The following is a 19,633-nucleotide window of genomic DNA, read 5'->3' on the forward strand; positions in this document are numbered from 1 at the left end:
GATCAGTTGCCGATGTCTTCCTTGTAGTCCTGCTCCACGGTCTTGATGCCGACACCCGGGGGCAGGCTGCAGCTGAAAGCAGGATTAGCGAAGTCAATGCCGCGTTCGCTCGCCGACCATGTCAAGGTTACGTGGTCAATGTTGGCGGGCATGCTCACCGACCTTGTCAGATAAATTGGATACAGCAAGTAGCGGCCGCCATCTACAAGGGTGCATGAGACGGGCGCTGCGACGGCGGAGTTATTGATCAGGGTCACCCTGAGGGACGAAAAGTGGGGCGCAGCAAGCCCCACCCCTTCGAGACCGCAGGTGATGAACGTTCTCGTGTCGCCTTCGTTCTGCACTGCCAACGGACGCTTGCGCACGACCGCGTCGAACACCGGCAACGCACTCTGGCAGGCCGCAGCCGCCATCACCACCCGGCTGCGGTCGATGGTGTCGGCGGATGCGGTGCCCGCAGTCGTCGCTACGAGCGTGGCCAGAGCGGCCAGGGTGACATTTTTCAACATGTGATTGCGCGACAACCCCGACTGCGCCGATGCCGAGCGCGACACCGCGCTGCACTTCGATGCGCCGGGCCTGCAGCCCGATCTCGGCGCCGACGCCGCCGCCGGCCTGACCAGCGACGACGGCCGGGCCACGCTATCAGGGCGTCGCGGTCACGAGCCTTTGGCCCACCGCCTTGATGCCGGTGCCCGGGGGCAGCGAGCAGCTGATCGCCGGGTAGATGAAGTTGTCGCCCTCGTTGTCGACGCTCGTCCACGCCGCTTCCGTCATCGGCGTGTTGGCGCCCAGCAGCACCGTTTTCGGCATGTAGACCGGATTCGAAATGCTGTCGCGGCCGTCGACGAGGGTGCAGTTCACCGTGGCCTCGCTGCTGGAATTGTTGACGAAGCCGATGAACACACGGGTGGTGACCTGCTCCGCGTTGAACCTCCCTTCCAGGCCGCAGGTGACAAACGTGATGCTGGTGCCTTCGTTCTGCACCGCCAACGGGCGCTTGCGTACCACGCCATCAAAGACCGGGAGCGCGGTCTGGCACGCGCCTGCAGCCAGGGTCACGCGCGAATCGGAGGGCGTGCCGGCGTTGGCCGCGGCGGGGAGGGCCAGCGTGAGGGCGAGGATGAGCGCTGTTTTTGCCATGTCGTGTCTCGTTGTGATGGTGGTGCGTGCACAACGCACGCATCTCCAATGAACGACGCAGGAAGGCGATTGCGGACATCGTGGAGCCGCTCGCGGCGGCCGCTGCGTTCGCCGCGCACCGATTTGTCCAGGCATCACTTGCTAGTATCCGAGGCTGCGCGGCCGCCCCTCCATATACGATTGGCTGGCGGGCACGGATGCCGCGACACCCACTGCGATGGAACGGGGTACGGATTTGCCAGACGATTGCACGGAAGAGATCTGCGCCAGCGCGGTCGAGCTCGCGCCACTGCTGTATCCGGACCTGCGGCGGGCGGCGCGCGGCATCCGCGCCGGCTATCGCGGAGGGGGAACCCTGCAGACCACGGCGCTGATCCACGAGGCCTGGCTCAAGGTGCTGCGCGGGGGACCCTGGGAAAGCCGCAGGCATTTCCTCGCGGCGGCGGCCGTGGCCATGCGCCACGTGCTGGTCGACCAGGCGCGTGCGCGCTCACGCCAGCGCCGGGGCGGTGGCGTGGCGGCGGTCAGCCTGGACGAAGCCTTCCACTCGTTCGAGGTGGCAACGGACATCGCGGGGCCGGACGACGACGCCAGCATCGCGATCGGCGATGCCATCCGTGACCTGGAGCGGATCAGCCCGCGCCTGGCGCGGGTGGTCGAGTGCCGCTATTTCGCCGGCTATACCGAGGCGGAGACAGCCGAGATCCTCGGCGTCACCGAACGCACGGTGCGGCGTGACTGGGTCAAAGCCCGGGACTGGCTGCAGCACCAGCTGCGTGACTTCGGGGAGCAGCCTGCGCATGCGGAGCCGGCGACGGATTGACTCCGGGCGGCTCGCCATCGCGCCAACCTGCCTCGAGCCGATCCAGCTGCTCCAGCGCGCCGCTGCCCCCGGGACCCAGGGACGCCAGTATCCGACGGGCATCCGAGGCGGCTTGCGTGGCGCTGTCGCGCGCACCTGTCGAATAGTGGATTCGCGCCCGCGAGATGCCCAGCATCGCCGCCAGCAGGTGCTGCTCGCCGTGGGCATCGCGGATCAGGGGCAGGAGTTCGTCCAGCACGCCGTGGCCTTCGAGGGGGCTGCCGATACCTGCGAGCGCCTCGGCTAGGCCGAGTCCCGCGGCCAGCGACACCGGTGCCGCCGGCCCGCCGGCGTGGGCCTGGCCCATCTCGATCGCCTCGCGCAGGAGCGGGATCGCCTCCTGGTGGCGACCGAGCTGGCTGAGGGTCTTGCCCAGGTTGTTCAACAGGGCCGCAGTCGCGGTGGATGGCCCGTAGAGCTCCCGTCGCAGCTGCAGGGCCGCGCGCATGCTGGCCGCTGCCTGCTCGGAGCGCAGCAGGCGCGCCTCGACCGCAGCCAGGTTGTTGAGCGTGTTCAGCGCATCGGCGCTGCGCTCCTGGCCCAGAGCGGTCCACAGTGAGTTCGCCTGCTGGAACCGGTCGCTGGCCTGTTCCAGCTGGCCGGCCTGGAAATACGTGATGCCGAGGTTGTTGATCAGCACTGCGGTGTCGCGATGCGTTCGCCCGGAGAGCGCGATCCGCTGCTCGAGCGCCTGTTCAAGCGTTGCCAGCGCGCGCGGGAAGTCGCCGTCCGCGCGTTCCAGCTGTGACTGGATCAGGCGGCTGTCGAGCAACTCGGACTGATAGCGCCGGGGTTCGCCGGACCAGAATGCCTGCGCCTGGCGCAGGAGGTCCCAGGCTTCCTCGATCCGGCTTTCGCGATAGTTCACCTGCGCCAGGTCGTGCTGCGCCATCGCCCGCACGTCCGCGGGGATCCGGTTGCCCCGCTGGACCAGTCGCTCGAGCAGTGGCCGGGCGCCGGTATAGTCGTTGAGCTGGAAGAACAGTTCGGAAAGCGCGATGGAGATGTCGGCGTGGGCTTCGGGGTCGTTGGCGAACTGTTCGTCGACCTCGTCCGCGGCACGGGCAAGCACGTCGCGCGCGGTCATGTCGTCGTTGCCCTGCAGCTCGCCGGCGGACCGGAACATCAGCATCAGGTACTGGCGCACGGCGTCGTTGCGGACCACCTCGCGCCGGGCATGGTCTCGCTCCATGGCGGCTTCGCGCCCCTGCACGATCACGCCGCCAAGGCCCAGGAGCAGGCTGGCGGCGGCAACGCCGGCCAGTGCGGTGGCCAGCCTGTGGCGACGCACGGTGCGCACCACGACGTAGGCAAGCGTCGGTTTGCGCGCCCTGATCGGGCGTTGCTGAAGATGCGCCTTCAGGTCGTACGCGAGCTCGTCGGTGTTGCGGTAGCGCTTGCCGGGCTCGGGCTGCAGCGCCTTCAGCACGATGGTGTCCAGGTCCCCGCGCACCGCGCGCGCGGCCGCTCCGCGCAGCCGGCTGCTCGGCCGCGGGGTGTCCTGCACCCACAGCCGCTCCAGCGCGCGCATCAAGGGCAGGCCCCCGAGCTGCCACGGCCGCTCGCCGGTCAGCAGTTCGAACATGATCACGCCGAGTGCGAACACGTCGGTGGCGGTGGAGATCGTGCCGCCGTCGAGTTGCTCCGGCGCGCAGTAGTCCGGCGAGGCGCGGATCACCTGGGTGGCGTCGTCGTCGACGCCGGACAAGTGCTTCGCGATGCCGAAATCGAGCAGGCGCAGGCGTCCGTCGGCCGACACCAGCATGTTCCCGGGCTTCAGGTCGCGATGCACCACCAGGTGCCGGTGCGCATGCCCGACCGCATCGCAGGCCTGCAGCACCAGCCCCAGGCGCTCGCGCAGCGGCAGGTGGCGTGCGTAGTCGGTCACCGGCTGGCCGTCGACGTATTCCATGACGGCATACGGCGTGCCCTGGTACTCGCTGCCGTCCAGAAGGCGCGCGATCGAAGGATGCTCGAGGCGGGCGAGGATGCGACGCTCGGCGGCGAACCGGGTGCGGTCCTCCTCCGACTCCATGCGCAGCAGGAGCTTCAGCGCAGCGCGCTGCTCGAAATCCGCGTCCACCCGCTGCGCGAGGTAGACCTCGCCCATTCCGCCGCGGCCAATCAGGCGTTCCACGCGCCAGTTGTCGACCAGGGTCCCGGGCTGCAGGCGCGGCTGCAAGGCCGGGGCCGGGCCCGGCGCGGTGACGTCGCGGGTCTGGCTCGCCTGCAGCAGGCGCTCTACTTCGGCGCGGATGCCGGCATCCGCTTCAAGCGACGCCAGCAGCGCCGGCTGCTCCCCGGCCGATGCATCGACGACCTCGTCGAACAGCTTCCACGTCCGCTTCCAGCGTGCTGCATCCATGTGCTCCCGCTCCTCGCCTGTGCGACCGGCGCCGGATATTCACAGCCGGCGCCGGTACTCCCCTTGGTCGATGGTATCCGAAGCGATTGCAACCGGCCGCCCCGCCCCGCCCCCGGCCACGGCCGCGGCATATTCCAGCTGCGGAGATGCGCTGCTTGCAGGCTTACTGCCCGATGTTCTCGACGAACATCTGCCGGACGTGCCGGATTCCATCTCCTGGAGACAGCGCACAGCTGATCGCGGCCGATGCGTACGCCGCTCCGCCGTTATGGATGGCACTGGTCCACCTGATGTGGTTTTCATAACCCTCCAACATCGACGTGGATCCCGCCTGGTACCCGAGCGCCGAGATTCCGCCGTTGGTGCTGGCCCGCCACGACACCAGCGTGCAGCTCCTCGTCACGGCGCTGGGGTTCATGAACACGAGTTCGATCACATTGGTCCTTCCGGCGCTGTGCCCGGTCAGTGCGCAGGTGACAAAAGCGGTGCCGGACGACTCGTTGACAAGGCCCAGCGGCCTGACGCGGATCCTCCCGTCGTAGGCGGGCAGGGCGGGCCGACAGATGTCGGCGGCCGGACGTTGCTCGTCGCGGGTGACATCTGCCGCATGGGAATCCAGTGGAAAGGCGACGCTGGTGATCAATGCAAGAGATGCGATGGCCTGGAACTTCATTGGTGATTGCCTCCGTGGTTGACGGAGGTAGATCGCAGGAGGCGTTGGTGAACCGCCACATGCGCATGGCATGGCATGGCCTGCTGCCGGACACCGGTGGTGGCCTGTCGCGCCGCCTCCCGCCTGCTAAAGTCCCGCCACCCACACAGGCCCTGCAGACGCAGCATGAATACCGTGAGCGCCCACGCCACCCTGGAAACCACGGCCGACGAACGCATCGTCGCTGCCCTGCTCGAGAAGGGCCGGGTGAAAGACGCCGACCTCGGCCGCGCGCGGCGCCTGCAGGAGGAAACCGGCGGCAGCCTGCTGTCGCTGCTCGGGCGCCTGGGCCTGGTGTCCGAGCGCGACCACGCCGAGGCCTGCGCCCAGGTCATGGACCTGCCGCTTGCCAGCGTCAAGGACCTGCCGGAGATGCCGCCCGAGGGCACGCCGCTGACCGCGCGCTTCATGACCCAGTTCCACGTCGTGCCGGTGGGCGAGGGCGATGGGGTCATCGATGTGCTTGCCGCCGATCCGCAGGACCCCTATGCACTCGACGCCGTGCGCCTGGCCACGGGCAAGGCGGTGCGCGTCAGCGTGGCGCTGCGTTCGGAAATAGCGGGGCTGGTCGAGCGCTGGCACGGCCAGGGCCGCAGCGCGATGGGTGCGATCGTCGAAAGCGCGGAAGGCGACGGCGGCGACATGGACGACGTCGAGCACCTGCGCGACCTCGCCTCGGAAGCCCCGGTGATCCGGCTGGTGAACCTGGTGATCCAGCGCGCGGTCGAGCTGCGCGCCTCCGATATCCACGTCGAACCGTTCGAGAACCGGCTGAAGGTCCGCTACCGCGTCGACGGCGTGCTGGAGGAGGGCGAAAGCCCGCCGACCAACCTCACCGCGGCGGTGATCAGCCGCATCAAGATCATGGCCAAGCTCAACATCGCCGAGCGCCGCCTGCCGCAGGATGGCCGCATCATGCTGCGCGTGCAGGGCAAGGAGCTCGACCTGCGCGTCAGCACCGTGCCCACCGCGCACGGCGAAAGCGTGGTGATGCGCCTGCTCGACCGCGAGACGGTGGTGTTCGACTTCCACAAGCTCGGCTTCACCGACAACTTCCTGCCGCAGTTCGAGGCCGTGCTGCAGCAGCCGCACGGCATCCTGCTGGTCACCGGCCCCACCGGCTCCGGCAAGACCACCACGCTGTACACCGCGCTGTCGAAGCTCAACACCGCCGACGTCAAGATCATCACCGTCGAGGATCCGGTCGAGTACCAGATCGAGGGCATCAACCAGATCCAGGCCAAGCCGCAGATCGGCCTGGATTTCTCGCACGCGCTGCGCTCGATCGTGCGCCAGGATCCCGACATCATCATGATCGGCGAGATGCGCGACCTCGAGACCGCGCGCATCGCCATCCAGTCGGCGCTGACCGGCCACCTGGTGCTCAGCACGCTGCATACCAACAACGCCGCCGGCGGCATCACCCGCATGCTCGACATGGGGGTGGAGGACTACCTGCTCACCTCGACCATCAACGGCATCCTCGCCCAGCGCCTGGTGCGCCGCCTGGAGCCGACGCACGCGGAGCGCTACCCGGCATCGCCCGAGGAGATCGAGAAGTTCGCGCTGCGCAAGTACCAGCCCGAGGGCGACATCTTCCTGTACCGCCCGCGCGGCTCGGCCATCGCGCCCACCGGCTATCTCGGCCGCACCACGATCATGGAGTTCCTGGTGATGAACGACGCGCTGCGCCGCGCGGTGATGCGCCATGCCGGCATGGGCGAGATCGAGCAGCTCGCCCGCGAAGCGGGCATGCGCACGATGTACGAGGACGGCATCATCAAGGCGATGGCCGGCATGACCACCATCGAGGAAGTGCTGCGGGTGACCGAGGACGCCTGAGCCGCCGCCCATGCCGGGATGAATCCATGATAGACAGGATGCGGCGGAGCCGGCGCGCCATTCTTCTCGCCGGCAACAGGGGGAATTGGATGAAGTTCTTGACGAAGTCGTTGCTGTGTTCGGCCGTCCTGGCCGCGGGCGTCGCCCAGGCCGGAGTGCCGGCGGTCGAGCGCACCCAGTATTTCAACGCCGCGGCGCATTGCCAGGCGTCGCTGTCGAAATTCGATGACGCACTGCGCAAGCGCCCGCTTGCGGTGCAGAACGAGGGCACGACCAGTGTCTTCGTGACCTGCGCGATCCCCACCCAGGGCCAGGTCCAAGGTCTCGAGGTCTATGTCTCGAGCCAGGACGGCAGTGACGCACCGGTTGCCTGCACGGCGGTGACTGGCTGGCACGGCGGGACCAACTACTACGCGACGAAGGTCACCGATACCGCCTACGGCTATGGCGGGTTCTTCTGGAATGCGTCGGACTTCGTCGAAGGGGCCACCGAGTTCCCGACCAGCTTCCTCGCGATGTCATGCAAGCTTGCACCGGGCACTGGCCTCAACGATTTCTGGCTTCATTACTCCGAAACCGTCGGCTGAACCCGGCTGCCGCCGCGCCGCTGCCCATCCGGCGGCGGCGCGTCACGCGACGCCTTGCCCTTCCGCCGCGCCCAGCACCGCCGCGACCTGCGGTAACGTGTCGGCCCCGTGTCCGAATGTCCGCCCCGCCGATGCCGCTCTACCGCTACAAAGCACTGAACACCCGCGGCGAGACCCTGGACGGCCAGATGGAGGCCGCCAGCGACGCCGAGGTGGTGCTGCGCCTGCAGGAGCAGGGCCACCTGCCGGTCGAAGCCCGGCTGGCCAGTGAAGGCGGCGGCGAGGGTTCGCTCAGGTCGCTGTTCAAGCCCAAGCCGTTCTCGGGCGAACGCCTGGTGCAGTTCACCCAGCAGCTGGCGACGCTGCTCGGCGCCGGCCAGCCGCTGGATCGCGCGCTGACCATCCTGCTCGACCTGCCCGAGGACGAAGGCGCCAAGCGCACCATCAGCGACGTCCGCGACCAGGTGCGCGGCGGCACGGCGCTGTCGACCGCGCTCGAGCGCCAGCACGGCAGCTTCTCGCGCCTGTACATCAACATGGTCCGCGCCGGCGAGGCCGGCGGCACCCTGCAGGACACGCTGCAGCGCCTGGCGGACTATCTGGAGCGCTCGCGTTCGCTGCGCGGCCGGGTGATGAACGCGCTGATCTACCCGGCGATCCTGATCCTGATGGTTGGCCTGGCGCTGCTGTTCCTGCTTGGCTACGTGGTGCCCCAGTTCGGCGTGATGTACGAAAGCCTGGATGCGGAGCTCCCGTTCTTCACGAAAATCGTCCTCGGCCTGGGCGAACTGGTGCGCGACTGGTGGATCGTGCTGCTGGCGGTGCCGGCGCTGGCAGCGCTGTGGTTCGACCGCCGCCTGCGCGACCCGGCGTTCCGCGCCCGCTTCGATGAATGGCTGCTTGGACTCAAGTTCGTCGGCGGCCTGGTGGCCCGGATCGAGACCGCGCGGCTGATGCGCACCCTGGGCACCCTGCTGAAGAACGGCGTGCCGCTGATAGCGGCCCTGGGCATCGGCCGCAATGTCCTCGGCAACCGCGCGCTCGCAGCCGACGTCGAAGCAGCGGGCGAGGAGGTCAAGAACGGCGTCGCGCTGTCCACGGCGCTGGCCCGGGGCAAGCGTTTCCCGCGGCTGGCGCTGCAGATGGTGCAGGTTGGCGAGGAATCGGGCGCGCTGGACACGATGCTGCTCAAGACCGCTGACACCTTCGAGGCCGAAACCGGCCAGGCGCTGGACCGCATGCTCGCCGCGCTGGTCCCGGTGATCACCCTGCTGCTGGCGGTGGTGGTCATGGTGGTGATCCTGGCGGTCCTGGTACCGATCTACGACCTCACCAATGTCATAGGCTAGCCGCCTGCCCGGCCGCGGGCACCCGACTCCCTTCATCAATACAGGCAGGTTCCATGCACAAGCGACCCTTCACCGTTTCCCCCCGCCGGTCCCAGGGCGGCTTCAGCCTCATCGAGATCATCGTCGTGGTGATGCTCATGGGCGGCATCGTCGCGTTCGCGGCCTCGCGCATCATGGGCGGTGGCGATCGGGCCAAGGTCCGCCTGGCCGAAGCGCAGGTGCAGACCATGGCCGAGAAGATCAACCAGTTCGAGATGGACACCGGCAGCCTGCCCAACGCCCTGTCGGAGCTGGTCAATTCGCCCGGCGGCACGGCGGGCTGGCTTGGGCCCTATGCCAAGGCCTCGGAGCTCAACGATCCCTGGAACACGCCCTTCGAATACCGCGTGCCCGGCGATGCCGGCGCCTTCGACATCGTCAGCTATGGCGCCGACCGCAAGCCGGGTGGCGAAAGCGTGGACGCGGACATCCGCTACGAATAGGGAGTCGCGGCAATGAACGCCGGGTGCGGCGGTGCGGGCGGCTGCGGCGGCTTCTCACTGCTCGAACTGCTGCTGGTCATGGTGCTGATTGCCGCCACCGGCGTGCTGGCCGCGGGCGTGGTCGGCGGCGGCTTCGCGCGCATGGAGCTGCGCAGCCAGACCCGCGAGGTCGCCACCCAGCTGCGCTTCACCCGCGCCCGCGCGCTCGATACCGGCGTGCCCCAGACCTTCAGCATCGATCCCGGCGGGCATCTGTGGCAGGCCGCGGATGGACGCAGCGGCGAGGTGCCGGCGTCGCTTGGCATCCACTTCACTGGTGCCCGCGAGCTGCAGCCGGCGGACGGCGTCGGCGCGATCATGTTCTTCGGCGACGGCGCGTCCACCGGCGGGCGCGTGCAGCTGAGCCGCGACGAGGCCGCGTTCGACATCGACGTGGCCTGGCTGACCGGTGAAGTGACCGTGCACCGGGCCGAGCCGCGATGATCCGGCAGCGGCAACGCGGATACACGCTGCTGGAAGTGCTGGTGGCCTTCGTGGTGCTGGCGCTGGCGCTGACCTTCCTGCTGGGCACGCTGTCCGGCGGCACGCGCCAGGTGCGCTGGTCGGCGGACGCAGGGCGGGCGGCGCTGCACGCGCAATCCCTGCTGGCCGATATCGGCGTTGGCGAGGCGCTGCGGCCCGGGCGCGATGAAGGTGATCTCGAGGACGGCCGCTACCGCTGGCAGCTCGAGGTCGCGCCCTGGGTCGATCCGCTGCGTCCGGGCGGTGCGCCCCGGGATCCGTTCGCCGCACAGCTCATGCAGCTGCGCCTGGAGCTTGCATGGGGCGACGGCACGCGCGCGCAGCGGCTGGTGGTCGACTCCTTGCGCCTGGTGCAGCCAGAGCCGGGGACGGAGCCATGAGCCGCACCCGGGCCGCCGGCTTCACCCTGATCGAGGTCCTGCTGGCCACGGCGCTGCTGGCCAGCGGCCTGGCGCTGGGCTTCGCGACCCTGCGCGCGGCCACGGCCACCGTCGAACGTGGCGAAGCCATGGCCGCCCGCAGCGAGCGCATGCGTGCGGTTGAAGGTTTCCTGCGCCGGCGCCTTGCCGCGGCGCAGGCCATCGCCTTCGGCCAGGATCCCGACAACGGTGGCGCGCTGCGCTTCATCGGCGAACCTGACCGCATCCGCTTCGTCGCCGACCTGCCCAGCTACCTCGGCCGCGGCGGTCCGCACCTGCATGACATCGCCGTGTACGGCCAGGGCGATGACACCGCCCTGGCCGTGTCCTTCGCCATGGTGCTGGCCGGTGAAACCATCGAAGAGGACCGGCCGCGCGAGCCGGAGCCGCTGGTCGAGGGCCTGACCGGGCTGCGCATCCTCTACCGCGGGCTTGATGACGAGAACGGCCTGACCGACTGGCTGGATGCTTGGGAATCCAGCGAAACGCTGCCGCTGCAGGTGTCGATCGAGATCGAGAGCGCGGGCGGCGGTGCCTGGCCGCCGCTGGTGGTCGCGCTGCCGCAGGCCGGAACCACACCGCACATGGGCAGCGGGCGCTCGCGCCTGGGGCCCGCGCAACGGCCTGCCCAGCGGCCCCTACAACGACCTGGCCCGCGGCCCGGACGGGGCGATGGCAACGGCCGGTCCCGCGTGCGCGACCGGTTCCCGGGGAGGCGCTGATGTCGACGCAGCGGGGTGCGGCCCTGATCCTGGTGATGTGGCTGGTGGCGCTCTTGACCGCGCTGATCGGCGCCTATGCGGCGACCGCGCGCATCGAGTACATGCAGGGGCGCGGCCTGCACGGCGCGGTTGCCGCCGAATCCGCTGCGCGCGCTGGCCTGGAGTACGCGCTTGTCCGGGTGCAGGCGCAGGAGCCCGACTATGCCTGGATGCCCGACGGCCGCCCGTATCGCTGGAACTTCGGCGCGGCGACGGTCGAGGTCCGGATCGTGGACGAGTCGGGCAAGGTCGATCTCAACGCCGCGGACGTGGGCCTGCTGTCGGCGCTGCTCCGTGCGGTCGGCGCCGGGCAGGATCGGGCCGATGCGGTCGCGGCCGCGATCGTCGACTGGCGCGACGCCGACGATCTCACCCAGCCGATGGGCGGCGCCGAGGCTCCGCAATACGCACAGGCCGAGCGGCCTTACGGTGCCAAGAACGCGCCCTTCGAAACCGTGCCCGAGCTCGAGCAGGTGCTCGGCATGGACCGCGGCCTGTTCGAAGCCGTCGCACCGCACCTCACCGTGTTCAGCGGCCTGCCGCAGCCCGACCAGCGCTTTGCCGGCGGCGCCGTGCTGCAGGCGATTGGCGTCGACCCGCAGGCGATCCTGATGCAGCGCGACGCGGACGATGCATCAGCGCCCGATCTCGTGGGCGGCGGCAGCGGCACGTATAGTATCGACAGCCGCGCCCGGCTCGCCGATGGTCGCCAGGCCGTGCTGCGCGCCGTGGTTCGCGCAGGAGGGGGCGGATTGCCGGGTTCGGCGTACGTCCCGCTGCAATGGGAAGAGGGAGCCACGCCGCGCTGATGGCCGTCGCAAACGACACCGCTGCTGTAACACCGCGTCGCCGGGCGCTCGGACGCCTGGGTGGCTCGCTGCGCCCGCGCGCTGCCGGTTTCTGGCGCTGGTGGACGCAGGCGCTCGCCACCTGGCTGCCGCTGCGCCTGCGCGAGCTGTTCGGGCTCGCGCGCGAGCGCCTGCTGCTGCATGTGACTGCCGACGGCCTGCGCGTAGCCATCGACGGCGGCGCCGGGGCGCGAACGCTGGGCGACCTGCCGCCGCTGCCGGAAGGCGTCGACGACCCGCTGGCCTCGCTGCTGGCACAGCGCGTGGCCAAGCTGCCGCGCTGGCTGCTGCTGCCCGAAGCCGCCGCGCTGCGCCGGCGCATGCCGCTGCCGGCGGCGGCCAGTGCGCGCCTGCACGAGGTCCTCGGCTTCGAGATCGAGCGCCAGACGCCATTCCCCGCCGCCGAGGTCGAGTACGACGCGCGCCTGGTGGGCCATCGTGCCGACGGCCAGGTCGAAGCCGAACTCGTGGTGGTCCCGCGGCAGGCGCTCGAGGCGCGGCTGGCCGCGCTCGGGCCGCTGGCCACCACCCTGACCGGCGTCGACGTGGATGCCGGCGACGGCTCGGGCCTGGGCGTGAACCTCTTGCCCGGCGCGCGCCGCCACCGCCGCACAGACCCGTGGATGAGCTGGAACCTGGCCTTGGGCCTGGTGGCCGTGGTCGCCACCGCCGCCGCGCTGTGGCAGGTCCTGGACAACCGCCGCGCCGCGGCCGACGCCCTCGAAGCCGAAGTCGCGCAGGCCGCGACCCGGGCCCGCGGCGCCTCCACCCAGCGACAGGCCCTGGTCGACCTGGTCGAAGGCATGGCCTTCCTGCAGGCCACCCGCGCCGCGCGCCCGACCACGGTGGAAGTGATGGACGAACTGTCGCGGCGCCTGCCGGACTCCACCTATCTTGAAAAGCTGTCCATCGAGGACACGCGGATCCTGCTGATCGGCCTGAGCAACGAGGCGCCCTCGCTGGTGCAGCGGCTGGAAGGTTCGCCGCTGTGGCGTTCGCCGGCGCTGGCCGGGGCGCTGCAGCCGGATCCACGCAGCGGCCGCGACCGCTTCACCCTGACCGCCGAACTGGTGGTGGCCCCGGCCGCGGCCGCGCAGAACCCGGAGCCCGCGCGTGCGCGAAGCAATCCCTGACCGCGACCGCTGGCTGGCGCTGGCAGTCCTTGCCGGCGTGCTTGCCGTGGCCTACCTGGTGCTGGTGCACCCGTGGTGGACGGCGCCGATGCTCGACGTCGGCGAGCGCATCGAAAGCCTGCAGCAGCGGGACCTGCGCGTGCGCATGGAGCTCGCACAGGCCCCGCACGTGCAGGAGCGGATGGCCGAAGTGCAGGAGATCGCCGCGCGCGTGCCCGGATTCATGGCCGAAGGCAGCACGGAGCTCGCCACCGCCGCGCTGATCGCGCGCCTGGAAACCGCCGTGCTCGAGGCCAGCCCGGGCAACCGCAGCTGCGCCATCCGCAACCGCTCGCCGATGACCGAGCCGCGCCAGGGCCGCTTCCCGCGCGCGGTGGTCCAGGTGCGCCTGCACTGCGGCAATCCCGAGCTCGCGGCGGTGCTGCACTCGCTGGAGGGCGGCTCGCCGCGGCTGTTCGTCGACAACCTCAACGTGCTGGCTCCGCGCCAGGTCTTCGGGCGCACCGGCAACGGCGCCCAGGGCGCAGGGCTGGACATCACCTTCGACCTGTATGGCTACCTGCGGCCGGCGCCCGTCGCCCCGGGCCAGGGAGGCAATGATGCGCGCTGAGGTCCCGGGCGCGCGCACCTGGGTGCTCGGCGCCGTGGCGCTGTGGGCGCTCGCGACCTGGACGCTGGGCCTGTTCGGGCTCGGCGGGCGCGTCGACCGCCTGCCGCCGGATCCCGAACTGGTGCAGGCCCTGCCCGCGGCCGTCCAGCCCGGCGATGAGCGCCTGGGTCCGCTGGCGCAGTACGCCGAGCTGGGTGACCGGCCGATGTTCACCACCGACCGCCGGCCGCAGCCTTTCTTCATCAATCCGCAGGGGGAGGAAGCGCCGGCGGAGTTCGAGTACGTGCTGACCAGCATCCTGCTCACACCGGGGCTCGGGGTGGCGATCGTGCAGCCCGCCGAGGGCGGCGAATCGCTGCGGCTCAAGGTGGGCGAAAGCGCGGCGGGGGCGCCGGGCTGGCAGCTGGCCTCGCTGACGCCGCGCAGTGCCGTCTTCGATGGCCCCGAGGGCCAGCGCACGCTGGAGCTGCGGGTGTTCGACGGCGTTGGCGGCGAGGCCCCGACGGCGATGTCGACCCCGCCCGCCGCCGGCGATGCTCCGGCCCGTGGACGCACGGCCAGCGACGAGGGTGGCAATGGCGGGGCCGGCAACCGCCCGGTGGTGGTGACGACCTCGAGCTCGCCTGCGCCAACCGAAGTCGAAGTGCCGGCACCCGGCCAGCCGGCGCCGGACGCCGAAGTCGCCGCCGAGACCTCTCCGGAAGACCAGGTCAATGCCATCCGCCAGCGCATCGAGGCGCGCCGCGCGCGCCAGCGCGAGCAGGCCCAGCAGGAAGCAGAAAGCCAGTGACCGGCCCGAATCCCTAGAATGCCCAAGATGACCCTGACCAAGACCCTCAAGCCGGCGCTTGCCGCACTCCTTGCCACCCTGCTGGCCGCCTGCGCTTCGGCGCCGGTGCCCGACGTGCGCCGCGAGGCGCGCATGCCGGCCCCGGTGATCCAGGTCGACGGGGTCCCGCGTGACGCGGGTGCAGCCCTTGGCGGCGACGGCATCGCCGAGCAGGCGCTCCCCGACGGCCCGCGGGCGCAGAAGCACCGCGGCGACGGCCGGGTCATCAATGAATCGCTGGCCGCCTCGCCGCCGCCCAACCTCGCCGGCACCTCCGGCGATGCCACCTTCAACTTCGAAGGCGAGTCGCTGCACGCCGTGGTCAAGGTGATCCTGGGCGACATGCTCGGCCAGAACTACGTGATCGCACCGGGCGTGCAGGGCACCGTGACCCTGGCCACGCCGAAGACCGTCAGCCCGGCGCAGGCGCTCAGCCTGCTGGAGATGGTGCTGGGCTGGAACAACGCCCGCATGATCTATGCCGACGGCCGCTACAACATCGTGCCCGCCGAAGGCGCGGTCGCCAGCGGCGCGGTCGCGGCGCGCACCGGCACCGCCACCGGCGCGCGCGGCTTCGAAACCCGCGTGGTGCCGCTGCAGTACATCTCCGCGGTGGAAATGGAGAAGGTGCTGCAGCCGTATGCGCGCGCCAACGCCATCGTCGGCGTCGATGCCGGCCGCAACGTCATCACCGTCGCCGGCTCGCGCCAGGAGCTGGAAAATTACCTGCGCACGATCCAGATCTTCGACGTCGACTGGCTGTCGGGCATGTCGGTGGGCGTGTTTCCACTGGTTGCCGGACGTGCGCCGCAGGTGGTCGCGGACCTTGAAAAGGTCTTCGGCGCGGAAAGCAGTTCGCCGGTGGCGGGGATGTTCCGCTTCATGCCGCTGGAAGGCGCCAATGCCGTGCTGGTGATCACCTCGCAGCCGGCCTACCTCGACCAGATCGAACAGTGGATCAACCGCATCGACGGCGCCGGCGGCGGCGTGCAGCTGTTTTCCTACGAGCTGAAGTACGTGACCGCCAAGGACCTGGCAGACCGTCTGTCGGAGGTCTACGGCAGCGGCGGCGGCGGGCGCTCCGGCGGCGGTGGCCGCGGCGGCGCATCGCTGATGCCGGGCCTTGAGTCCACGGAAATCGACGACGGTGGCATGGACGGTGGGGTGTCCAGCGCAAGCCTTGGCCGCGATGGTAGTAGCAGTGGCGGCGGCGGTCTCGGCGGCGGCACGCTGTCGCTGGGTGAACGCCAGGGCGGCAATGCCTCGGTCACCCTCGAGGTCGACGGCAGCGAAGTGGGCGTGTCCGCGGTCGACGAGAGCAACACGCTGCTGGTGCGCTCCACCGGCCAGGCCTGGCGCTCGATCCGCGAGGTCATCGACCGTCTGGACGTGATGCCGCTGCAGGTCCATATCGAGGCGCAGGTGGTCAAGGTGACCCTGTCCGGCGGCCTGGAATACGGCGTGAGCTGGTTCCTTGAAAAAGGCATGACCGACAACGGCATCGGTCCCTTCCCGGCCCCGGCCGCGGGCGGCCCCAGCGGCTGGAGCACGCTCGGTGCCGCGCTCGGTACCGTGGCGAACCCGGGCGCGGTCTGGACCCTGGTCAAGAACGATGCCGCCGCGGTCATCCGCGCGCTGGACCAGGTCTCGGACGTGCAGATGCTGCAGACCCCGTCGGTGCTGGTGCGCAACAACTACGAGGCGACGCTCAACGTCGGCGACAGGATTCCGATCACGTCGGTGTCCTACAACCCCGGCTTTGGCGGTGGCGACACCGTAGGGCAGGTGCAGTACCTCGACACCGGCACCATCCTCAAGGTGCGGCCGCGCGTGACCCGCGACGGCACCGTGTTCCTGGACATCGTGCAGGAAGTCAGCGCGCCGACCGACACCGATGCCAACGGCAACCGCACCATCAACACCAACCGGCTCAAGACCAATGCGGTGGTGCAGAGCGGCGATACGGTGTTCCTGGCCGGCCTGATCACCGACGGCGTGACCCGGGGCGCCTCCGGCATTCCGGGCCTGAGCCGGATCCCGGTGATCGGCGGACTGTTCGGGTCGCAGAATTCGCGTACCGAGCGCAGCGAGATCGTGGTGCTGCTGACGCCGACCCTGGTTCGCGACGGCAACGACGCCCGCAACCTGACCGACGAATACGGCCGCCGCTTCCGCGCGCTGGAGCCGCTGCACCGGACCACCGACTGAGCATGGCCGGCGGGCGGGGCGCCGGCGTGCCCGGACCGCGGAGCGAAGCCGCGGGCGAGCTTCCCATCGTGCTGCTCCCGGTCGCGGTTGATGACCACGTGCTCGATGCCTGCCTGGCGGCGCTCGACGCCGGCACGCCAGCGGGCACGCGGGTCTGGTTGGCCGACGATGCCCAGGCCGGTCCCCGGGGGCTCGCGATCATCGAGCGCTGGCTGCAACGCACGCCGCTGCGCGCCGAGTACACCCGGCGCCAGCGGCGCCTGGGCGAAGTCGCGCACCTGGACGAAGCCCTTGCCGCCTGCGGCGACGCCGACGTGATCGTGCTGGCCACCGATGCGCTGCCGGGTCCCGGCTGGGCAGCGCGGCTGGCAGCATGCGCCGCGCGCGACGGCGCCATCGCCACCGCCACGCCCTGGTGCAACGCCGGCGAGACCGCGGCCTGGCCGGACTGCGGCGAGGTCTCCGCACGGCCGGACGAGGTCGAACTCGCGCGCCTGGCGCGGGCCGCGGAACGCATGCCGTCGACCTGCCCGGAACTGCCCTCCGCGATCGACCATGCGGTTTTCATCCGCGGTCGTGCGCGTGCGAAGGCCGGTGGCCTGGACGCCGCCAGCTACGCCTCCTGGTATGCGGCCCTGATCGACCTGTCGCTGCGCATGGCCGGGCTGGGCTGGCGCAACGTGCTCTGCGAAACCGCCTTCGTCGCCCGCGGCGGCGAGGGCGGCCCGGGCGAAGGCGACCTGGATGCGCTGGCCGCGCGCTGGCCGGGTTGGCGGCCGCGGCTGGCGGAGTTCCTGATGCACGATCCAGTCGGCGACTGCCGCCGGGAGCTTGCGCACCGCCTCGATGGTCTTGAGCCGCCGTCGCAGCACGAGCTGTTCGCGCCGTGAGCGCGCCTGTTGCGGCCGTGGGTGCGCCGTCGGTCGCCGCCGTCGTCGTCAGCCACCAGAGTGCAAGCAGCATCGACGCCTGCCTGTCACGACTGCGCGCCGCTGGGAATATCGCCGAGATCCGCGTGGTCGACAACGCGTCCACCGACGGCACGCTGGCGGTGGTGCAGCGCCACGCCCTGGCCGACGCCCGCCTGCGCTTCATCGCCAACCCCGACAACCCCGGCTTCGCCGCCGCCTGCAACCAGGGCGCGGCCGACGGCACGGCGCCGTGGCTGGCCTTCGTCAATCCCGACTGCATGGTCGAGGCCGACACATTCGAGCGGATGCTGCGCCACGCGGGCGCGGCCGATGGCGAGTTGCTGCTGGGTGCGGATCTCGTCGACGAGGCCGGTGTGCGCGACGGCGCGGCGCGGCGCAACGACCCCGATTTCGCCGCCATGCTCCGCGGGCCGCTGCGCGCAGGTCGCGGCCGGCCGCTGGACGTGGAGGCCGATGACGACCGCGCGCTGCAGCCTGTGCAGGCGGTCTCCGGTGCGCTGATGCTGCTGCCGCGGGCGCTGTTCGATCGCATCGGCGGTTTCGATGCCGGCTACCGGCTGCACGCCGAGGACCTTGACCTGTGCCGCCGCGCCCGCGAGGCCGGCGCCGGGATCGCGGTGGCCAACGACGTGCGCGTGCTGCACCTGCGCGGCGTGTCCGCGCGCTCGCGGCCGTTCTTCGTCGAGTGGCACAAGCATCGCGGACTGTGGCGTTACTTCAGCCGCTTCGAGGCGCCCGCGCGCAGCCCGCTGCTGCGCGCAGGCGTGTGGGCGGCGGTCTGGATGCACTGGCTGGCGGGCCTTCCGCGCACGCTGCGCGAGTCGATGCGGGAAGATGCCGCATGATCACGTCGCTGCTCGATACCGATCTCTACAAGTTCACGATGATGCAGGCGGTGCTGCACCGCTATCCGGCGGCGCACGCCAGATACCGCTTCCGCTGCCGCACGCCCGGCGTCGACTTGGCGCGGCATATCGACGTGATCTCGGACGCCATCGACGCCCTGTGCGCGCTGCGCCTGTCCAACGACGAGCTCGATTACCTGCGCGGCCTGCGCTTCATCAAGCCCGACTTCGTCGACTTCCTCGGCCTGTTCCAGCTCGACCGCAAGCATGTGCGCCTGGAGCGTTCGGATGACGAGCCCGGCGGGATCTCGCTGACGCTGTCGGGACCCTGGCTGCACACCATCCTGTTCGAAGTGCCGCTGCTGGCGATCGTCAGCGAGGCCTGGATGGTCGGCGAGCACGGACCGGCCGACGAAGGCGAAGGCCTGCGCCGGCTGCAGGCCAAGGTCGACAGTCTCGACGCCGCAGTGGGATACGAAGACTGCCGGATCACCGATTTCGGCACCCGCCGCCGCTATTCGCGGAGCTGGCAGGGCCTGCTGGTGCCGCGCGTGGCCGGCCTGCTCGGGCCGAAGTTCGCCGGCACCAGCAACGTCGACATCGCCCGCCGCCACGGCCTGGTGCCGCAGGGCACGATGGCGCACGAATGGCTGCAGGCGCACCAGGCGCTGGGCGCGCGCCTGCGTGATTCGCAGACCGCCGCGTTCGAGGCCTGGGCGCAGGAGTACCGCGGCGACCTCGGCATCGCGCTGACCGACGTGATCGGAATGGACGCGTTCCTGCGCGATTTCGACCTCTTCTTCTGCAAGCTCTTCGACGGCATGCGCCACGACTCCGGCGATCCGGTGGAGTGGGGCGAGCGCATGCTCGCCCACCTCGAAGCGCTGCGGATCGATCCCCGCACCAAGACACTGGTCTTCAGCGACGGCCTGGACATGGAACAGGTGATGCGCCTGTACGCGCATTTCCGCGGCCGCTGCCGGATGTCGTTCGGCATCGGCACCAACCTCAGCAACGACACCGGCCCGAAGGCGCTGCAGATCGTGCTGAAGATGGTCGCCTGCAACGGCCAGCCGGTAGCCAAGCTGAGCGATTCGCCGGGCAAGACCATGGTCGACGACGAGGCTTACCTGCGCTACCTGCGGCAGGTGTTCGAAGTCCCGCAATCCCCGACCTGAGGCCAT

General features: G+C 70.3%; 19 protein-coding genes and 1 pseudogene. 16 read left to right on the forward strand and 4 right to left on the reverse strand.

Features of this window, described 5'->3' with window-relative positions; all coding sequences use genetic code 11:
• Positions 1-2 precede the first annotated feature (2 nt).
• Together WCE37_RS09135 and WCE37_RS09140 are read right to left on the reverse strand one after the other, a co-directional pair.
• Positions 3-554 carry a hypothetical protein gene (locus WCE37_RS09135; RefSeq protein ID WP_343279074.1) on the reverse strand — a complete coding sequence of 184 codons (552 nt, stop codon included), beginning with the start codon at positions 552-554 and terminating at the stop codon, positions 3-5.
• A 91-nt stretch (positions 555-645) separates the two neighbouring features.
• Positions 646-1,143 carry a hypothetical protein gene (locus WCE37_RS09140; protein ID WP_343279075.1) on the reverse strand — a complete coding sequence of 166 codons (498 nt, stop codon included), beginning with the start codon at positions 1,141-1,143 and terminating at the stop codon, positions 646-648.
• 235 nt (positions 1,144-1,378) lie between these two features.
• Here WCE37_RS09140 and WCE37_RS09145 point away from each other — a divergent pair, with 235 nt between their 5' ends.
• A complete protein-coding gene (locus tag WCE37_RS09145) occupies positions 1,379-1,966 on the forward strand; it encodes an ECF-type sigma factor (RefSeq protein ID WP_343279076.1) in 588 nt (195 codons plus the stop codon).
• Here WCE37_RS09145 and WCE37_RS09150 read toward each other — a convergent pair.
• Both WCE37_RS09150 and WCE37_RS09155 read right to left on the reverse strand, forming a co-directional pair.
• A complete protein-coding gene (locus WCE37_RS09150) occupies positions 1,887-4,370 on the reverse strand; it encodes a serine/threonine-protein kinase (RefSeq protein ID WP_343279077.1) in 2,484 nt (827 codons plus the stop codon). The genes WCE37_RS09145 and WCE37_RS09150 overlap by 80 nt on opposite strands.
• A gap of 163 nt (positions 4,371-4,533) precedes the next feature.
• Positions 4,534-5,043 carry a hypothetical protein gene (locus WCE37_RS09155; protein WP_343254320.1) on the reverse strand — a complete coding sequence of 170 codons (510 nt, stop codon included), beginning with the start codon at positions 5,041-5,043 and terminating at the stop codon, positions 4,534-4,536.
• A gap of 165 nt (positions 5,044-5,208) precedes the next feature.
• Here WCE37_RS09155 and gspE point away from each other — a divergent pair, with 165 nt between their 5' ends.
• The 15 genes and pseudogenes from gspE to pncB all read left to right on the forward strand — a co-directional run bounded on the left by gspE (position 5,209) and on the right by pncB (position 19,627).
• Positions 5,209-6,924, forward strand: coding sequence for a type II secretion system ATPase GspE (gene gspE, locus WCE37_RS09160; RefSeq protein WP_343279078.1), 1,716 nt, complete (start codon positions 5,209-5,211; stop codon positions 6,922-6,924).
• A gap of 89 nt (positions 6,925-7,013) precedes the next feature.
• Entirely contained in the window at positions 7,014-7,511 is a 498-nt protein-coding gene (locus WCE37_RS09165) for a hypothetical protein (protein WP_343279079.1), read from the forward strand.
• Positions 7,512-7,642: 131 nt separating this feature from the next.
• Positions 7,643-8,860, forward strand: a complete 1,218-nt coding sequence (locus tag WCE37_RS09170; RefSeq protein ID WP_343279183.1) for a type II secretion system F family protein — start codon at positions 7,643-7,645, stop codon at positions 8,858-8,860.
• A gap of 53 nt (positions 8,861-8,913) precedes the next feature.
• Positions 8,914-9,342, forward strand: a complete 429-nt coding sequence (gene gspG / locus WCE37_RS09175; protein ID WP_343279080.1) for a type II secretion system major pseudopilin GspG — start codon at positions 8,914-8,916, stop codon at positions 9,340-9,342.
• Between the two features lie 12 nt (positions 9,343-9,354).
• Positions 9,355-9,825, forward strand: coding sequence for a GspH/FimT family pseudopilin (locus tag WCE37_RS09180; RefSeq protein WP_343279081.1), 471 nt, complete (start codon positions 9,355-9,357; stop codon positions 9,823-9,825).
• Entirely contained in the window at positions 9,822-10,244 is a 423-nt protein-coding gene (locus tag WCE37_RS09185; RefSeq protein WP_343279082.1) for a type II secretion system protein, read from the forward strand. The genes WCE37_RS09180 and WCE37_RS09185 overlap by 4 nt, the downstream gene beginning before the upstream one ends.
• Positions 10,241-10,882: pseudogene (locus WCE37_RS09190) on the forward strand (prepilin-type N-terminal cleavage/methylation domain-containing protein); the annotation flags it as partial. The gene WCE37_RS09185 and the pseudogene WCE37_RS09190, both read left to right, overlap by 4 nt.
• Before the next feature lie 122 nt (positions 10,883-11,004).
• On the forward strand, positions 11,005-11,853 hold the full coding sequence (locus WCE37_RS09195; RefSeq protein ID WP_343254312.1) for a type II secretion system minor pseudopilin GspK: 849 nt from the start codon (positions 11,005-11,007) through the stop codon (positions 11,851-11,853).
• Entirely contained in the window at positions 11,853-13,025 is a 1,173-nt protein-coding gene (locus WCE37_RS09200) for a PilN domain-containing protein (RefSeq protein WP_343254311.1), read from the forward strand. Before WCE37_RS09195 ends, WCE37_RS09200 begins: the two co-directional genes overlap by 1 nt.
• Positions 13,006-13,635, forward strand: a complete 630-nt coding sequence (gene gspM / locus WCE37_RS09205; protein ID WP_343254310.1) for a type II secretion system protein GspM — start codon at positions 13,006-13,008, stop codon at positions 13,633-13,635. The genes WCE37_RS09200 and gspM overlap by 20 nt, the downstream gene beginning before the upstream one ends.
• Entirely contained in the window at positions 13,625-14,425 is an 801-nt protein-coding gene (locus WCE37_RS09210) for a hypothetical protein (protein ID WP_343279083.1), read from the forward strand. Before gspM ends, WCE37_RS09210 begins: the two co-directional genes overlap by 11 nt.
• A gap of 18 nt (positions 14,426-14,443) precedes the next feature.
• Positions 14,444-16,672 carry a type II secretion system secretin GspD gene (gspD, locus tag WCE37_RS09215; RefSeq protein WP_343279084.1) on the forward strand — a complete coding sequence of 743 codons (2,229 nt, stop codon included), beginning with the start codon at positions 14,444-14,446 and terminating at the stop codon, positions 16,670-16,672.
• A 26-nt stretch (positions 16,673-16,698) separates the two neighbouring features.
• Positions 16,699-17,562 (forward strand): glycosyltransferase, encoded by an 864-nt coding sequence (locus tag WCE37_RS09220; protein ID WP_343279085.1) that lies wholly within the window; start codon positions 16,699-16,701, stop codon positions 17,560-17,562.
• 17 nt (positions 17,563-17,579) lie between these two features.
• Positions 17,580-18,449, forward strand: a complete 870-nt coding sequence (locus tag WCE37_RS09225; protein ID WP_343279184.1) for a glycosyltransferase family 2 protein — start codon at positions 17,580-17,582, stop codon at positions 18,447-18,449.
• Entirely contained in the window at positions 18,446-19,627 is a 1,182-nt protein-coding gene (gene pncB, locus WCE37_RS09230) for a nicotinate phosphoribosyltransferase (protein WP_343279086.1), read from the forward strand. The genes WCE37_RS09225 and pncB overlap by 4 nt, the downstream gene beginning before the upstream one ends.
• Positions 19,628-19,633: the final 6 nt, after the last annotated feature.

It is taken from the genome of Luteimonas sp. MJ250 (assembly GCF_039548455.1).
Taxonomy (GTDB): Bacteria; Pseudomonadota; Gammaproteobacteria; order Xanthomonadales; family Xanthomonadaceae; genus Luteimonas.

Excerpts from the sequence above, each read along its gene's own strand:
- WCE37_RS09150 (WP_343279077.1), bottom strand. The coding sequence starts at position 4,370 with ATGGATGCAGCACGCTGGAAGCGGACGTGGAAGCTGTTCGACGAGGTC.
- WCE37_RS09165 (WP_343279079.1), top strand. The coding sequence starts at position 7,014 with ATGAAGTTCTTGACGAAGTCGTTGCTGTGTTCGGCCGTCCTGGCCGCG.
- WCE37_RS09200 (WP_343254311.1), top strand. The coding sequence starts at position 11,853 with ATGGCCGTCGCAAACGACACCGCTGCTGTAACACCGCGTCGCCGGGCG.
- WCE37_RS09155 (WP_343254320.1), bottom strand. The coding sequence starts at position 5,043 with ATGAAGTTCCAGGCCATCGCATCTCTTGCATTGATCACCAGCGTCGCC.
- WCE37_RS09210 (WP_343279083.1), top strand. The coding sequence starts at position 13,625 with ATGCGCGCTGAGGTCCCGGGCGCGCGCACCTGGGTGCTCGGCGCCGTG.
- gspD (WP_343279084.1), top strand. The coding sequence starts at position 14,444 with ATGCCCAAGATGACCCTGACCAAGACCCTCAAGCCGGCGCTTGCCGCA.
- pncB (WP_343279086.1), top strand. The coding sequence starts at position 18,446 with ATGATCACGTCGCTGCTCGATACCGATCTCTACAAGTTCACGATGATG.
- WCE37_RS09170 (WP_343279183.1), top strand. The coding sequence starts at position 7,643 with ATGCCGCTCTACCGCTACAAAGCACTGAACACCCGCGGCGAGACCCTG.
- gspE (WP_343279078.1), top strand. The coding sequence starts at position 5,209 with ATGAATACCGTGAGCGCCCACGCCACCCTGGAAACCACGGCCGACGAA.
- WCE37_RS09185 (WP_343279082.1), top strand. The coding sequence starts at position 9,822 with ATGATCCGGCAGCGGCAACGCGGATACACGCTGCTGGAAGTGCTGGTG.
- gspG (WP_343279080.1), top strand. The coding sequence starts at position 8,914 with ATGCACAAGCGACCCTTCACCGTTTCCCCCCGCCGGTCCCAGGGCGGC.
- WCE37_RS09180 (WP_343279081.1), top strand. The coding sequence starts at position 9,355 with ATGAACGCCGGGTGCGGCGGTGCGGGCGGCTGCGGCGGCTTCTCACTG.
- WCE37_RS09140 (WP_343279075.1), bottom strand. The coding sequence starts at position 1,143 with ATGGCAAAAACAGCGCTCATCCTCGCCCTCACGCTGGCCCTCCCCGCC.
- WCE37_RS09195 (WP_343254312.1), top strand. The coding sequence starts at position 11,005 with ATGTCGACGCAGCGGGGTGCGGCCCTGATCCTGGTGATGTGGCTGGTG.